The 15311-nt window shown below is 58.7% G+C and carries 17 protein-coding genes; 9 read left to right on the forward strand and 8 right to left on the reverse strand.

All coding sequences use genetic code 11. The features are described 5' to 3' along the window. Positions 1-15 precede the first annotated feature (15 nt). On the reverse strand, positions 16-543 hold the full coding sequence (locus tag KUV51_RS12915; protein WP_222522059.1) for a tripartite tricarboxylate transporter TctB family protein: 528 nt from the start codon (positions 541-543) through the stop codon (positions 16-18). Positions 544-606: 63 nt separating this feature from the next. Next, a complete protein-coding gene (locus KUV51_RS12920) occupies positions 607-1572 on the reverse strand; it encodes a Bug family tripartite tricarboxylate transporter substrate binding protein (protein WP_222522060.1) in 966 nt (321 codons plus the stop codon). Between the two features lie 267 nt (positions 1573-1839). On the opposite strand from KUV51_RS12920, the gene KUV51_RS12925 reads away from it, so the two are divergent. The 5 genes from KUV51_RS12925 to rraA all read left to right on the forward strand — a co-directional run bounded on the left by KUV51_RS12925 (position 1840) and on the right by rraA (position 6075). Next, positions 1840-2925, forward strand: coding sequence for an isocitrate/isopropylmalate dehydrogenase family protein (locus KUV51_RS12925; RefSeq protein WP_222522061.1), 1086 nt, complete (start codon positions 1840-1842; stop codon positions 2923-2925). An 85-nt stretch (positions 2926-3010) separates the two neighbouring features. Next, positions 3011-3685 carry an aspartate/glutamate racemase family protein gene (locus KUV51_RS12930; RefSeq protein ID WP_222522062.1) on the forward strand — a complete coding sequence of 225 codons (675 nt, stop codon included), beginning with the start codon at positions 3011-3013 and terminating at the stop codon, positions 3683-3685. Beyond that, the gene (gene otnK, locus KUV51_RS12935; RefSeq protein WP_222522063.1) at positions 3679-4956 is read left to right on the forward strand and encodes a 3-oxo-tetronate kinase; all 1278 of its coding nucleotides are present in this window, start codon (positions 3679-3681) and stop codon (positions 4954-4956) included. The genes KUV51_RS12930 and otnK overlap by 7 nt, the downstream gene beginning before the upstream one ends. Next, positions 4953-5594 carry a 3-oxo-tetronate 4-phosphate decarboxylase gene (gene otnC / locus KUV51_RS12940; RefSeq protein ID WP_222522064.1) on the forward strand — a complete coding sequence of 214 codons (642 nt, stop codon included), beginning with the start codon at positions 4953-4955 and terminating at the stop codon, positions 5592-5594. Before otnK ends, otnC begins: the two co-directional genes overlap by 4 nt. A 4-nt stretch (positions 5595-5598) precedes the next feature. Next, positions 5599-6075 (forward strand): ribonuclease E activity regulator RraA, encoded by a 477-nt coding sequence (gene rraA / locus KUV51_RS12945; RefSeq protein WP_222522065.1) that lies wholly within the window; start codon positions 5599-5601, stop codon positions 6073-6075. Between the two features lie 28 nt (positions 6076-6103). Here the strand turns inward: rraA and KUV51_RS12950 are convergent, their stop codons facing one another. The 6 genes from KUV51_RS12950 to KUV51_RS12975 form a co-directional block, all read right to left on the reverse strand. After that, positions 6104-7600: a phosphomannomutase/phosphoglucomutase gene (locus KUV51_RS12950; RefSeq protein WP_222522066.1), complete on the reverse strand. Its 1497-nt coding sequence runs from the start codon at positions 7598-7600 to the stop codon at positions 6104-6106. A gap of 8 nt (positions 7601-7608) precedes the next feature. Then, positions 7609-8442 carry a 3-deoxy-8-phosphooctulonate synthase gene (gene kdsA, locus KUV51_RS12955; RefSeq protein WP_222522067.1) on the reverse strand — a complete coding sequence of 278 codons (834 nt, stop codon included), beginning with the start codon at positions 8440-8442 and terminating at the stop codon, positions 7609-7611. 1 nt (position 8443) lies between these two features. Beyond that, the gene (locus tag KUV51_RS12960) at positions 8444-10129 is read right to left on the reverse strand and encodes a capsule biosynthesis protein (RefSeq protein ID WP_222522068.1); all 1686 of its coding nucleotides are present in this window, start codon (positions 10127-10129) and stop codon (positions 8444-8446) included. After that, complete coding sequence (locus KUV51_RS12965; protein ID WP_222522069.1) at positions 10107-10766, reverse strand: ABC transporter ATP-binding protein; 660 nt, start codon at positions 10764-10766, stop codon at positions 10107-10109. Before KUV51_RS12965 ends, KUV51_RS12960 begins: the two co-directional genes overlap by 23 nt. A gap of 496 nt (positions 10767-11262) precedes the next feature. After that, on the reverse strand, positions 11263-12291 hold the full coding sequence (locus KUV51_RS12970) for a permease (protein ID WP_222522070.1): 1029 nt from the start codon (positions 12289-12291) through the stop codon (positions 11263-11265). Beyond that, the gene (locus KUV51_RS12975) at positions 12284-12622 is read right to left on the reverse strand and encodes an ArsR/SmtB family transcription factor (RefSeq protein ID WP_222522071.1); all 339 of its coding nucleotides are present in this window, start codon (positions 12620-12622) and stop codon (positions 12284-12286) included. Before KUV51_RS12975 ends, KUV51_RS12970 begins: the two co-directional genes overlap by 8 nt. A gap of 97 nt (positions 12623-12719) precedes the next feature. Between KUV51_RS12975 and KUV51_RS12980 the strand changes: the two genes are divergently transcribed. The 4 genes from KUV51_RS12980 to KUV51_RS12995 all read left to right on the forward strand — a co-directional run bounded on the left by KUV51_RS12980 (position 12720) and on the right by KUV51_RS12995 (position 15274). Further along, positions 12720-13301 (forward strand): uracil-DNA glycosylase family protein, encoded by a 582-nt coding sequence (locus KUV51_RS12980; RefSeq protein ID WP_222522072.1) that lies wholly within the window; start codon positions 12720-12722, stop codon positions 13299-13301. Further along, positions 13298-14086, forward strand: a complete 789-nt coding sequence (locus KUV51_RS12985) for an SseB family protein (RefSeq protein ID WP_222522073.1) — start codon at positions 13298-13300, stop codon at positions 14084-14086. The genes KUV51_RS12980 and KUV51_RS12985 overlap by 4 nt, the downstream gene beginning before the upstream one ends. Positions 14087-14229: 143 nt before the next feature. Continuing rightward, positions 14230-14754: a YHS domain-containing (seleno)protein gene (locus KUV51_RS12990; protein WP_222522407.1), complete on the forward strand. Its 525-nt coding sequence runs from the start codon at positions 14230-14232 to the stop codon at positions 14752-14754. Between the two features lie 52 nt (positions 14755-14806). Continuing rightward, positions 14807-15274, forward strand: a complete 468-nt coding sequence (locus KUV51_RS12995; protein WP_315898830.1) for a rhodanese-like domain-containing protein — start codon at positions 14807-14809, stop codon at positions 15272-15274. Positions 15275-15311: the final 37 nt, after the last annotated feature.

Below are 15311 nucleotides of genomic sequence, written 5' to 3' on the forward strand. Positions count from 1 at the left end.
CAACAGGGTGGCGGATCAGAAGCCTAACGGGCCGGTGGGGAGGGATGCGTTCAGCAGGATCTTGAACAATCCGTACAGAAACCCGGGCAGTGCTATGCTGTAGACGACGTTGCTCAGCATATGCTTGCGGTTGAACGTGGTCAGGAATGCAAGCATGAACAAGATCATCGCCAGAAATGCGCCCAGTGTCGGCATGATCGCAACAAAGACACAGAGGTAGCAAAAGACGATGGCGACATCGGCCCCGAACTCCGGACCTCCATCAATAGCGTGCGCGTCGACGCCCAGAGCGTCAGCCTTCGCTTCGGCTTCGGGGTCTGCTTGATGCACTGGGCGTTGACCGGACAGTCGCTCGGCCCGCCATTCGTGGAAGTCACCCCAAAAGTTGATCGCGCTGGAGATGATCAGGAGTATTCCAATCACCAGAGGGAAGAAACCCGCAGCTGGACGGCCTGACGACGTCACGAGGGTGAGTGTGTTCAAGCCGTAAACGGTGTAGCCAATCGCCAGTAGCAGCAAAGCTGCGGCAAACCACTTTTTCATCGGACCTCCCCCTCCGAGTAGACAGGTATCACGGGCGAGCATGGTCGCCCGTGACGGTTTCGATCAGTTCTGGATTGCGCCGATTTCGATCAGGGTCGCGCGGTATTGTGCGCTGGTCTCTTCAAGATAGGTGGCAAACTCGTCGCCCCAGATCGGATTGCCAGACATGCCGTTCTTGGCCAGATATTCCTGCCATTCCGGCGTCTCGATGACCTTTTTGAGGGTCGTGACCCACCAGTCCCGAACGTCAGGATCGACCCCGCCGGGCATCACGACGCCGCGTGGCAGTGAAAAGCTGAAGTCATAACCCAATTCGATGAAGGTTGGCACGTCCGGGTTGTTTGTGCTGCGCTCTGTGTCTGAGAATGCGAGTGCTGCAAGCGTTCCTGCTTCCAATTGGCCCGCGACCTCTGAAGGGTTGGCGACGACAGCATCAACGCTGCCGGAGGTGAGCGCCGTCACCAGTTCCCCGCCGGATCCAATCGGAACATACTCGAAGTTGATGTCGGCAACTTGTGCAAAAAGTTCAGCGGTGACGCGCTCAGGTCCCGCCGAACCGCTGCCCGCGATAGTGACCCGACCGGCATTGGCTGCCTCCACAAAGGCATCGACAGACGTCAAACCTGAATCAGACCGCACCACCAGCAGCATGGCATCGCTGGCAAGCAGGCCCACCGGAGTGAAGTCGGCGTAGGTCCAGTCGGTATCCGCGACGAGCGGAGTGCCGATGAAGTTGCCGCTGGTGGACGTCAGGCGCTGCGGATCGCCGGCGTTGCGTGCCACATAGCTGAAACCGACAGCGCCGCTTCCGCCTTCTCGGTTCTCGACGACAATGTTTCCGGCATACAGGTCATAGTCGCGCAAGATGTCGACGACTGTACGGGACATCCGGTCGTTCCCGCCGCCGGGCCCAAAGGCAATTGTGTAGGTCAGCCGTTCCGCCCCGTAATCCTCCGCGAGCGCGGGTCCGGCAAGAGCTGAAGCAGCCGCGCAGGTCGCGGCCGCCATAAAGGTTCTACGCAAGATCATGGTTTCCTCCCTGGATCATTTGCATTTTTATCACTTTTGATGCAATAAAAGTTAAGATTGCATGTTGTCAACTGAAAATACAGAAGACGTGTGGGTCGGGTCTGCTAGGCGTTTTTACTCGTTGTATTACTTAGATGTGCGAGGATTTTAGTGCTGAAGGGATATTTTGATCGATGGGGACTGAATTTTAATTTGCTTTTTATAATTTAAATATGTAGATCGCAAAAAAGCCCTGATGTGGGCGATGCCAACTGGGAGGATAATGTGATGAAACTAATGGTTTTGCCCTGTGACGGCATTGGTCCTGAGATCATGGCGGCGACGCTGGATGTCTTGAATGTCGCCAATGATCGTTTCGATCTTGATCTCAGCTTTCACGAGGAAGAATCTGGCTTCACGAGCCTGAAGAACCACGGGATCACCCTTCGAGAAGAGGTTCTTGATCGGGCACGAACACAATTTGACGGCGTGATCTTGGGTACCCAATCCCACATGGACTATCCCCCAGTCGCAGAGGGCGGTCGGAATGTGTCTGCGGGTTTTCGGATCGGTCTCGACCTTTATGCCAACGTAAGGCCAGCGCGGAGCCGCAGTTTTCTGGAAAACAAGGCCAACGGTATGGATCTGGTGATCATGCGGGAGGCCACCGAAGGCTTCTACCCAGATCGCAACATGTTCAAGGGCGTGGGAGAGATGATGCCCGATCCCGATATGGCGCTGTCCGTTCGAAAGATCACACGACACGGATCCATGCGCATCTGTCGCGAGGCATTCAAGCTGGCCATGCAGCGCGGCAGGAGGGTGGCCGCCATTCACAAGGCAAACTCGTTTCTCATGACGGATGGTCTGTTTCTCGAGTGTTTCCGCGAGGTATCGAAGGATTTTCCCGACGTCGAAACCGAAGAACTGATCGTTGATGCCTTTGCTGCACTGTTGGTGCGTCAACCGGAGAAGTATGACGTGGTCGTTGCCACGAATTTCTATGGCGACATCCTTTCAGATCTCGCCTCCGAACTGTCCGGTTCGCTTGGTTTGGCCGGTTCAATCAACGCGAATGCAGAAACGGGTCTTTGTTGCGCGCAGGCACAGCACGGGTCTGCACCCGATATTGCAGGCCAGAACGTTGCAAATCCGACGTCCTTGATCCTGTCGGCCGCGATGATGTTGACCTGGTTGGGGGAGCAGCGTGGTATTGAGAAGCTGATGGATGCAGGTGGTGCCATCACCGACGCGGTTGATGCCGTGATTGATGATCCAGCCAAGCGCACTCGTGATCTTGGAGGAACTGTAAACACTGACAGTTTTGGCAGTTTGGTTGCGGACGCCATTTCGAAACAGGCCGTCGCGGCCTGAGGCTCATCAATCGTCTGATCTGTTGATCCGATCCTTGGCGGTGATCCCCCGTTGGCGCCACTGCCCAAATTCAGGAGTAATGCATATGTCGCGGATTGCGTTGATCCATGCCACGCGGGTGGCGATCGATCCGATTGAGGTCGCCGTGCGCCGTCATTGGCCCGAGGTTGAGGCGGTCTCCATCATGGATGAAGGGCTGTCGGTGGATCGCCAGGCTTCGGCAGGTTTGTCGCCTGCACTGCACGGTCGGATTGCCGATCTGACCAGTTACGCGGAGCGCATGGGAGCAGATGGTATTCTGTTCACGTGTTCGGCCTTCGGTTGCGCAATTGATGCGGCGGCCCAAAACAGCAGGGTGCCGGTTCTGAAGCCGAACGAGGCGATGTTCGATGCAGCCTTTGTTTACGGCAATCGCGTCGCGATGATCTACACATTTCAACCTGCCCGGCAAACCATGGAAGCTGAATTCGCGGACGCTGCGCGGACGCGGGGCAGTGCTGCGAGGCTGAGCAGCTATTTCTGCGAAGCCGCGCTGGATGCCAAACGCGCGGGCGATGACGCATCACATGATCGCATCGTGGCCGAGACGGCGCGAGGGATCAGGTGCGCGGATGTCATTTTGTTGGCTCAGTTTTCCATGTCAGGGGCCGCAGACATGGTTTGTGCCGTCGGATCCACTCCTGTTCTGACAGCACCCGATGCGGCAATCGTTGCGCTACGTCGCCGTGTGGAAGCCGGTGCGAGGCAGCAAGCATGTTGATCGGGGTGATCGCCGATGATTTCACCGGCGCGAGTGATATCGCCAATACTTTGGCCAAGGGACTTGCGCCGGAGGGCGGTCTTCGGACCGCGCAGTTCTCTGGTGTTCCTTCGGGGTCTGCTCCGGCGGAAATCGAGGCCGGCGTGATCTCTTTCAAGAGCCGCACGGCGCCAATCCACGAAGCAGTGGAAGACAGTTTGGCAGCCTTGGAATGGTTGCGTGCACAGGGTTGTAGTCAGATCGTGTTCAAATACTGCTCGACCTTCGACTCGACCGAGGAAGGAAACATCGGACCTGTCGCCGACGCCCTCGCAGATGCACTGGGCGCTGATCCGGTGGTTTTCTGCCCGGCATTTCCGACAACCGGGCGCACCGTATACCAAGGGCATCTCTTTGTCGCTGACAGGCTTCTGAGCGCGTCGGGGATGGAACGCCATCCTCTCACGCCAATGACTGACGCGGATTTGCGGCGATGGTTGTCGCATCAGACGCGCTCGCTAGTGGGGCATATTCCGTATTCGGTTGTACTGCGCGGTAGAAAGGCGGTCCAAGCTGCCCTGCGAACTGCTGACACCCGCTTTGTGATTGCAGATGCAATCGCTGACCAGGATTTGTTAACATTGGGACAGGCGCTGTCGGATGCCCCGTTGATCACGGGCGGTTCTGGCATCGCGCTGGGTTTGCCCGGCAATTTCATTCGTGCGGGGATTGCTGACGGGCATGTCCCAACGCCTGTGTGCGTTTCTGGGCCCGAAGCCATCTTGGCGGGGTCTTGTTCCGGTGCCACACGCACCCAGATAGACATGCACGCCGCCAATCATCCCGTTTTCGCCATTGATGTACCCGGTGTTATGAATGGCGCCGTCGTCGCTGACATGCTGGTCGCGTTTTGCAAAGAAAACATGGGTTGTGCGCCGCTGGTCTATTCGTCGGCGACACCGGAAGAGGTTGCCGCACTGCAAAGGCAGTTTGGACGCGAGGCCGTGGCGGAGAAGTTGGATGCGCTCTTTGCCGAGACCGCGACACGCCTCGTCGCTCATGGCTATAGGAGGATCGTTGTGGCAGGTGGCGAAACCTCAGGAGCCGTTGCACAGGCCCTGTCGCGCGCCTTGTCCGAACCCGCCATGACCATCGGCCCGGAGATTGACCCGGGTGTGCCAGTGCTTACGCTTGGCGAAGAAGACAGGATCGCCTTGGCCTTGAAGTCGGGCAACTTTGGCGCACCAGACTTCTTCTCAAAAGCACTGAAAACCATGGAGCAAGGGGCATGAACCCGAACGAAACGATGCTGCGGGAGCAGATATCGACCCTGTGTGCATCGTTGTTTGCGCGTGGCTTTTCCGTTGGAACCGCCGGGAATGTGTCCGCACGGCTGCCGGACGGACTCCTCATGACGCCAACAAATGCGACACTAGGTGACGTCCACCCGGACCGGATTGCGAAGATTGACCTGTCGGGGCACCACGTGTCCGGCGAAAGGCCGACCAAGGAAATCTTTCTGCACCAGGCCTTCTATGACACACGTCCTGACGCGGGAGCCGTAGTGCATCTTCACTCTACGTGGGCGACGGCATTGTCATGCCTGCAAGATACGGACCAAGAGGACTGCGTGCCGCCGCTCACGCCTTATGTGGTGATGCGCGTGGGAACAGTTAAGTTGATACCCTATACGAGACCGGGTGACCCCGGCGCCGGGGATCTCATTCGTGGTTTGAACGGGTCCTGTGCAGCCGTTCTGCTTGCCAATCACGGTCCTGTCGTAACGGGACGCGACCTGTTCTCTGCTGTCTGTGCAGCAGAAGAATTGGAAGAGACAGCGAAGTTACTGGTTGCGCTACGGGGGATGCCCATGCGGTTTTTGACGTCCGATCAGGTAGGTATCCTGCAATCCACGTTTGGGAGAATATAGAGCAATGAAGACCGCTGATCTGATCGATCAATATGCCGCCGATCTCAAGCTGGTGCACCTGCCATTTCGTACATTTGGGATGAAACCGGGTTTTTCTGGTCAGGCGCAGACGGTGAAATGCCTTGAGGACAACACGTTCATCCGGGCGCAATTGGAAACGCCGGGGGCAGGGCGCGTTCTAGTTGTTGATGCAGGAGGTTCGACCAGGATCGCCGTGATGGGCGACATGCTTGCAGAGTTGGCCATCAAGAATGATTGGACCGGTGTCGTCCTTGCTGGCGCGATCCGTGACAGTGTTGAGATTGCGCAGATGAACACGCTTGTCTTTGCCCTGGGAACGTCTCCGGTGAAAAGCGCAAAGGACGGGCTTGGAAACGTGGGGGGCACCATCACGATCGGTGGTGCTGACATTTCGCCCGGCATATGGATCTATGCTGATGCAGACGGCGTTCTGGTGAGCCATCGCGAATTGAAACAGTGACCGTGCTGGCTCGTGCAGGCAAGGCACATCAGAATGTCTGGTCGTAGTCACCTACTCCTTCTTCGGTTCGGATCACTGCGTCGATACCGTTGAAAATTGCGCGCAGCTCTTCCTCGCTCTCGGGGCTTTCGCATACGACGACGAGGTTTGGCGTGTTCGAAGATGCCCGCACCAGGCCCCAGCCGCCATTGTCGAGTATAACGCGAGCACCATTCACCGTTATCAATTCTGCTATTGCGCGGCCTGCGATCTTACCACCCTCGTCGGCCAATGCCGCCAGCTTGTCGACGATGCGCGCCAGAATGTCATACTTGTCTGCATCTGCGGCGTAAGGAGACATGGTGGGGGTCGACCATGTCTTTGGCAGCGCGTCGCGCAAGTCGGACATCTTCATGTCCGGATTGCGATCCATCAGCTTGCAGATCTCAACGGCGACCCGCATTCCGCAGTCATAGCCTCGCCCCACCGGTTCGGCAAAAAAGTAGTGCCCGGACTTTTCGAAACCGGCGAGTGCGCCAATTTCCCTGACCCGCCGTTTCATGTGGCTGTGTCCGGTTTTCCAATAGTCCACGGTGACACCGTTCGCACGCAGCTCCGGGTCCGACGCGAATAGGCCGGTTGATTTGACGTCCGCCACGAAGACGGCGTTTTGATGCAGCCTGGACAGGTCTCGGGCCATTATGATGCCGACCTTGTCGGCAAAGATCTCTTTCCCCTGATTGTCCACCACGCCGCACCGATCCCCATCGCCGTCAAAGCCAAGTGCCAAGTCTGCGCCGGACGCTCGTACGCTGTCCGACATGTCGTGGAGCATTTCCATGGCTTCGGGATTGGGGTTGTAGTGCGGAAAAGCGTAGTCGAGCGTTGTGTGACGTTCGACCACGTCGACCCCGATGCTGCGAAGAAGGTCCGGGGCGAACGCAGCGGCGGTTCCGTTGCCAGTGGCACAAACCACCTTGAGCTTGCGCGTCATCTTGAAGTCGCGGGCGAGGTCGTCGAGGTAGGCGTCACGTATTCCGGCGACATATTCACACCCTCCACCCGCGCGGCGCTCTCCGTCGCCGTTCAAAACGATGTCCCGCAGTTCCGCCATCTCGGCAGGTCCGTGAGTGAGGGGGCGTTCAAAACCCATCTTCACTCCCGTCCAGCCATTGGGATTGTGCGATGCAGTGATCATGGCGACTGCGGGAACGTCGAGATGGAATTGCGCGAAATATGCCATGGGCGACAATGCCGTGCCGATATCATGCACCCGTATGCCGGCTTGGATCAGTCCGAGGATCAGTGCGTTTTTGATTGCCAGTGAGTAGTCGCGGTAGTCGTTTGCAACCACGATATCGGGTCTGATCCGGTGCCGATGAATTTGGGTACCAAGGCCTAGTCCAAGCGCAGTCATGCCTGGCAGGTTGATCTGTTCCGGATACTGCCACCGGGCGTCGTATTCTCGGAAGCCGGTGGGCGCGATCATGGGATCACGAAGAAAAGCCCAAGTGTTTGGTGTGATTGTGGTCAGCGGTTTGACCATGCCGGGTCTCAGAATGTCATCGGCCGTGCCTTGGCCAGCGCGTCAAATTGCATGAGCGTGTCGATGAGTGCGGGCATCTGGTCGAGGTAGATCATGTTTGGCCCATCTGACGGAGCAGTGTCTGGATCCGGGTGCGTTTCAATGAAAACCGCACCAACGCCAATGGCAACCGCGGCACGTGCCATGACCGGTGCGAACTCGCGCTGGCCCCCGGATGAGCCGCCCTTACCCCCGGGTTGCTGGACAGAGTGGGTGGCATCCATGACGACCGGGTAGCCTGTTTGGGCCATCTGGGGCAGGGACCGCATATCGGCGACCAGGGTGTTGTACCCAAAAGACGTGCCCCGTTCGGTCAGCAGGATGCGCGTGTTGCCGGTGCTTTCGATTTTGGTGACGATGTTGGGCATTTCCCAAGGGGCAAGGAACTGTCCCTTCTTCACATTCACAACGGCGCCGGTATTGCCCGCGGCGAGCAGCATATCGGTTTGGCGGCAGAGAAAGGCGGGGATTTGCAGGATGTCGGCCACCTCGGCCACCGGGGCGCATTGCGCTTCGGTATGCACGTCCGTCAGGACCGGCACGCCAATGGCGTCCTTGACCGCCTGCAGGGCCTTGAGCCCTTCATCGAGGCCGAGACCGCGCCCGCCCGTGAGCGACGTGCGGTTCGCCTTGTCGTAGCTGGCCTTGAAGACGTATTGCGCGCCTGCCGCTTCGCAGATCTCCTTCATGCGACCCGCGACCTGTTGGCCAAGATCGACGCTCTCAAGGGCGCACGGCCCTGCAATCACGGTCAGGGGCCGGTCATTGCCAATGGTCAGACCGGCGACGTCAACGTGTTTCATATCAGCTTGTCACCTGTTCTCTGAGGATCGACGCGGTGAGCGAGATCATCAGATAGATGCCTGCAAAGACAAGAAATGCCAAGATCGTGTTTTCGAAGGCGCGGGGATAGGTTGGCTCTTCGGGTGCAATCGGTTCGACCGCGACGGTCAGGTATCGCACCTGGCGCGTTGCCTCCACCCGCGATTGTTCCATCTGTTGCAGGGCCGATTGCAGCATCATGTCGCGTGAGGCGAGGTCGGCCTGGGCGATCTGGATGCGGGCGGCGAGTTCGGCCAGTGAGTTTTCACCTTGGCTGACATCGGTCATCTTGTTGTTGAGCGCGGCGAGTTGATCCTTGAGGATGTCAAGCGTGCCACGCGCGCCGTCCACCCGGCTTTGGTTGGGACGCGCGTTGTTGAGCAGGCTGGCGAGCTCAATCTCTTTTTCGATGATCTGGGTTTCAACGGTGCTGATCTGGGTGCGCAGGGATGCGATCACGCCTTCTGGGTCGAGGGTGGAGCCCTCGATCTGCAGGCGAACGAGGTTTTCCTGAGCGGCGCGGCGTTCCGCCTCGGCCCGTTCAAACCCTTCGCGCGCATCGCGCATCTGGTCGTCACGTTTCTGGGCCGACAGGTTGTTCACGCGCTGTTCGGCGTAGTCGATCAGTTGGCTCGAGAACTCTGCCGACACCTGTGGATTGGCGGCGGCCACCTCCATTCGGATCATGCCCTCGGTTGGGTCGTAACCGATTTTGACGTTCTTTTTGTAGGTTTTGTACGCCTCTTCGTTGGTCGGATTGTCGCTCAGACGTTGGATCGGGTCGATCCAGTCCTGAGTGAAATGAGTCTTGAAACCCACGTCGCGATCGAGGCGCAGCATCGCATCCTTGGATTGCAGGAAGCCCTGCACGGCGATGCTGTCGGCATTGGTGGCAAATTGCGTGGGCAGGAGACCACCCAGAGGGCCAGCGCCGCCCGAGCCTTCGTTCTGGATGATCAGGAACTCGGACTTGGTCGCGTACATCGGTGTCGCGATGCTGTAGAAATAATAACCGGCCAGGAAAGTCGGCAAGATCACGAAAAATGCCAGCCGGACCAGGAGAAGGCCCATTTTCTTGCGGCGGCGGCGCGTGATGTCGCGCTGGATGTTCTGAATTTCCTGTGTGCGCCGCTCGGCAGGGCTCAGCTCGGTCGAGGGGAGTTGCTGCTTGGCCACCTGCACCGTCTGGGGCAGTTGCGCGCGGCCCGACCCCGCGCCGCCCGTGGTCGCAGGCAGATTCGCGAAGGCGTCGGGTGCGCCGCCTTCGTGCTGTTCAGCCCCTGCTTGCGGCACGACAAGTTCCAGCATGTTCGAGCGCTGGAAGGGGTCTATTCCTTTGGCGCGCAAGAGCCGCACGGCATCGAAGTCCGAAGTTGGCGCAAGCCCGTGTTTTTGCGCCACGCGACGCGCCATGCGCAGCTGACGGCCTGTCAGACCCTCTTGCCGGATCGTATCAATCGTGTTCTCGCTTTGCACCTGCCTGTTCGATGCAACCTCTCCGCTTTTGGCAGCGGGTGGTTGAGGCTGCTCGGTCACTTGCGGTTTCTCGACCGTCTGCTCCTCCGCTTCCGTGCTCTCGGCCCGTGCAGCCGCCGCCGCAGCTTGCGACCCAAGAGCGGGCGCCGTCCGCTTGATGCGGAATTTTCTAGCTTTGGGTTTCGTAGTCATAGAGCCGTTTCGCCTCTTCGAGCGTGTCGAACATGTGCAGTTTGCCGTCTAGCAGGACCGCGGCAGAGCGCGCGAATTTCTCGAGCGTTTGGGCCTGGTGCGACACGATGATGATTGTGGTGGTGCGCAGCCGTTCCTGCAGCACTTCACCGGCTTTGCGGTTAAATTCCACGTCGGTGGACGAGGGCATTCCCTCGTCGATCAAGTAGATGTCGAAGTCAAGCGCGAGCATGAGTGCAAATGAAAAGCGCGCCCGCATTCCCGAGGAATAGGTTCCAAGCGGTTGGTCAAAGTACTCGCCGAGATTACAGAGCCAGCGGCAGAAGCTTTCGACATAGTCGGGGTCGAGCCCGTAGAGCCGTGCAATGTAGCGGGAGTTTTCCAGGGCGGAAATCTTGGGCAGAACGCCCCCCATGAAACCCAGCGGGAACGAGATGTTGCAGCCACGCCGGATCTCACCCTCGTCCGGTTTCTCAAGGCCCGCCATCATGTTGATCAGGGTCGTCTTCCCGGTGCCGTTGGGGGCGAGTACGCCGAACGAATTGCCCAATTCCACCCGGAAAGACACACGGTCAAGGATCACCTTGCGCTGTGTGCCCGTCCAGAAGGACTTGGATACGTTTTCGAACTCCAGCATCCTTGGTTGCTCCGCGGCGTCTGCTCTGTCTCCGCCCCCTCAGGTGGGCGGCCCGTGTCCCCAATACCAGAGGTGCCTTAACGGTCTAATCACCGACTTTGGCGATATTATGTCCAAAGTGCTGTCAAATGTATAGGATTTACAGGGTACTGTCGCCGCATCAGCGACAGTTTTGCACCGATGCCACGCAGCTGTGACGGGGGCGTTACCCGCTCGGTGTGCTGCACTTTACCCGCACTTGGGGCGTCAATGGCAAACAGAGCGACACGACAAAGCCAAAGACTTTACGAAACGCTGGTGGGCGTCCGGGCAACACTTTCCCAAATCGCGGCTTTGAGTGCGCCAATGATCAGCAATGGGGCAAAGCTGATAGGAAAGCTTCCGATGCAACACATGTTCGCTCGCCCCTTGTTTTTGTCCGAGGCGGCGTGATGCGATTGGCATCAATGCCGCTTAGCCAGTGCCTAGCATCCATGTTCTATGTCAACTGTGGCGACTACGCGATCATGTTCCACGCAAGCCCCGCGATGACAGATCCAACCAAAGCGAGGCAGAGATAAGCTGCAAAGACACGCGGCTTGACCAATGCCCAGACCGCAATTGCCGCAGGGATGCAGCTCACACCACCGGCTAGCATAAAGGACATGGCCGCCCCATTTGCCATGCCTTGATCCAGCAGTTCGGCAACCAATGGGGCCGCTGCATACCCGTTCAGATAGGCGGGCATCCCAACCAGTGCGCCCAGCAGGACGGTTCCCACACCGTTTCCGCCAAGGACCGATGCGACCAGGTCGGCCGGGATGTAGCGAACCATCACCGCTTCGATCACATAGGCCAAGGCAAGCCACTTCAGGAGAAAAGCCGCATTGGTCAAAACCGTACCGCGAAACGTGTCGCGACGTGCGGCATCCGTCCAGAACAGCCAGACGGGTCGGGCTGAAAAGGGCTGTTTCACGCCGCAGCATCCGCCGACGCTGGGTTTCTCACGCAACGGGTCGTTGAAAACTGGGGAGCCTGACATCAGTAATGTGCCGAACCCGCCCACCATACCCAGCAAAACGGCAGCTGCGGTCTTGGCCAGGGCGAATTCCAGGCTGATGGCACCGGTCGTTATTGCAAACATGGCCGGATCCATAAGCGGGGAAGCCAGCCAGAACGCCATAACTGCACCAAGCGGCGCGCCGACAGCCAGCAGCGCCGCGATAAAGGGGATCACCTCGCATGAACAGAAGGGTGAAAGACCTCCAAGCAGTGCCGCCATCACGATCATGCGCGCGGGCTTGCCCTCAAACGCGCGAGCCAGCAGGTTTTCCGCGCCCGTCGCCTTGAGGTAAGCAACGGCCAGTACAGCGAAGGCAATGAACGGCGCTGTGTGGAGAAGTGCATTCGCTGCAAAGGTAATGGATGGCCACAACTGCGGCAGGTCGAACAGAGCAATCAGACCGAGAACAATCACCGTTGCGCACCAAGCGCCATCCAGAGACTTGTGCCAGCGTGCCGGCGTAGGATTGGTTGTGTCAGTCATGATCGTGATCCGAGTTGGGGCTGTCGGCGCAGCATTCGGTCAGAAGGAAATCTGCAAGGTCTTGGACCTCGCCAAAAGCGACAGCGGCGCAAATGATCGAACGGCCGTGCCGCGCTTGGGTGACAAGGCCCGCACTGGCAAGGATTTTGACATGATGCGTGAGTGTCGACCCTGTGACGCCGGTGCGCTGGCCCAATGCGCCGATACTTAACCCATCCGGGCCTGCGCGAACGAGGGTGCGCAAAACTGACAGGCGCTGTTCGGAGCCCAGAGCTGCGAAAGCTGCGGCAGCGCGGGTGATGTCGAGCGGGGACGGGCTTTCAATTTTCATAATTCTAGGATTATCGAAATGAAGAGTGATCGCAAGAGTTATTTCGATAAGTGTCGAAGTAATTGCCCAAATGTCGGAAACGGCATAGGTCGATGGAATGACTTTGATCAGCGACATCCGCTCCTGCACCTTGTGCGCAGACCGTTTTGCAGCAACCGAGACAGGCCATGCGCCTCGTCCGATCGTTTGGTTCAAGCCGGGTGCGCGGATTCTTGTTGCGGGGCAAGCACCTGGTGCCCGCGTACACGAAAGCGGGAAACCCTTTACTGATCCCTCGGGTGATCGGCTGCGCGAATGGCTCGGGATGGATGATGCGACCTTCTATGATCGTGATCAGGTCGCCATCGTCCCGATGGCCTTTTGCTTTCCTGGCTATGATGCAAAGGGCTCCGACCGGCCGCCACCCAAGATCTGTGCAAAGACATGGCGGAACGATGTGTTGAACCATGTCGGAGACGTTCCACTCGTTCTGTTGATTGGCGGATATGCACAGTCTTGGCACTTGGGGACGAAGGCGTCAGTTCGCGAGACTGTTGCTGCTTGGAAAGACTTTGCACCACGGGCCTTTCCCTTGCCTCACCCGTCCTGGCGCAATACCGCGTGGTTAAAAAAGAACTCCTGGTTCGAAGACGAAGTTCTGCCCGCGCTGCGCGCGCGGGTTAGGGAGGTTTTGGCGTGACGGAAACGGTTTTGGATCAAGCCCATGCAGCGATGCAGGCGGCGCAGGACGATGATACGGTGCGTCTGCGCTTTTTCGAGCGGTTGGGCGATGCCGAGTTGTTCCTTCTGCTTGAGGGAGAAGTCGAGGGCGATCAGGTAAGCCCGCAGGTGTTCGACCCTGGCACAGGCCCGATGGTACTTGTGTTTGATCGGGAAGAGCGACTTTCATCGTTCGTCGGTGCGCAAGCCCCCTATGCCGCTCTGTCCGGACGCGTGATCGTCCGCCTTTTGGCGGAGCAGAAGCTGGGGCTTGGACTGAACCTTGATGTGGCTCCGTCGTCTTTCCTGCTGGATGCAGACGGTGTGCAATGGTTGGCTCAAGTCCTGGACCATGCCCCGGACGAGGTCGAAGCGCGACTTGCAGAGTTGTCTGCCCCGACGGGCTTGCCCGATGCACTGATCACCGCGTTGGATACCAAGCTGGCGACAGCCACGGGCCTGGCGCAGGCAGCATATTTGGTGGGCACGACGGACGCCGAAGGCATGCGCGGTCACATGCTGGCCTTTGTCGGTGCCGCCCCCGGTGCCGAGGATGCACTCGCCCAGGCGGCGTCCGAAGCGTTAACGTTCTCCGGGATCGAAGCAGGGGCGATGGATGTAGGTTTTTTCGATGGTCGCGATCCGGTTACGGAACGCCTCGCTCGGGCCGGTTTGCGTTTTGACCTGCCGCAACCCGCGCCAGCTCGGGCACCCGAGCCAGCCGCTCCGGGTACGGATCCGAACCGCCCGCCGCGTTTGCGCTGATCTTTGCCATACGATCACGCATTCCCGCGCCTGCTCACATCGCCGCGAGGCGGGCTGAAATTCTGGACCAATCGGTCATAGTATCGCATCATGCGCAGCAGACAGCTGCGGCGTATCCCGTTTCACAGAGGAATTCTCAAATGATGAACCGTTTCACAATGGCCGTTGCTGCAGCGGCAAGTGCCCTGACCCTTGGCACATCGGCCATGGCTGGTGACCAATATGTTGACGAAACCGGCTTTGCCGTCTCAGGTTATGACGTGGTTGCCTATTTCGATCTTGAAATGAAGCCGGTGGGTCAAAAACAGACCGCGCCAGTCGCTGGCAATGCGGACATCACGGCTGACTATAACGGTGCGACCTTTGCGTTCTCGACAGAAGAGAACCGCGACAAGTTTGTCTCCGACCCGGCGCGCTATGCACCCCAATATGATGGCCATTGCGCCTATGGTGTGGCCAAAGGTGGCAAGGTGCCGGCCAACCCGTATTTGTGGCGCATCGTGGATGACAAGCTGTACCTGAACATCACCGAGACTGTCGTGGGTTTCTGGGAAGAAGACATTCCGGGCAACATCACCCTGTCTGAGACCAATTGGGTGAGCATCGAGGAGGATCCGGCATCTGACCGTACAATCCCCAAATTCACGAGCGCGGCCCCAAAGTCGTAAAGTGAATCGACTGCCTGAGAAGGATCGAACCGATTTTCGGGCAAAGGCCCCGGTGCGGATAACGCGCCGGGGCTTCGGCCTTTTGGCCGGAGGGGTCATCATCGGGGGCGCCGTTTTTGCGTCGCGTTGGTTCAACATCTCTGCAAAAGCCGGGCTGGACGGGACGCTGAGCACGCCGGAGGCGCATGCGGCGGCGTTGCGTGGCGATGTATTGCTGATCGACATTCGCCGCCCCGACGAATGGCAGCGTACTGGCGTAGGCGAGGGGGCCATACCTATCGACATGCGCCGCGAAGATTTTACAGAGCTGTTGCTCCAACGCACTGGTGGACGCTCCGACACGCCGGTTGCATTGATCTGCGCGCGCGGTGTGCGGTCGCGCGGATTGACCCGGCGCCTGATGGGCGCGGGGTTCAAGGCTATCATTGACGTCCCGGAGGGCATGCTCGGATCCGGTGCCGGGCCTGGTTGGCTAAAGCGTGGCCTTCCAATTGTCGCCTGGGCTTCGGATCAGACGTGACCTGATCAGAAAGCGACGCTCTGATATGATCTCCGCT

This window comes from Tateyamaria omphalii, from assembly GCF_019802125.1.
Lineage (GTDB): Bacteria > Pseudomonadota > Alphaproteobacteria > Rhodobacterales > Rhodobacteraceae > Tateyamaria > Tateyamaria omphalii_B.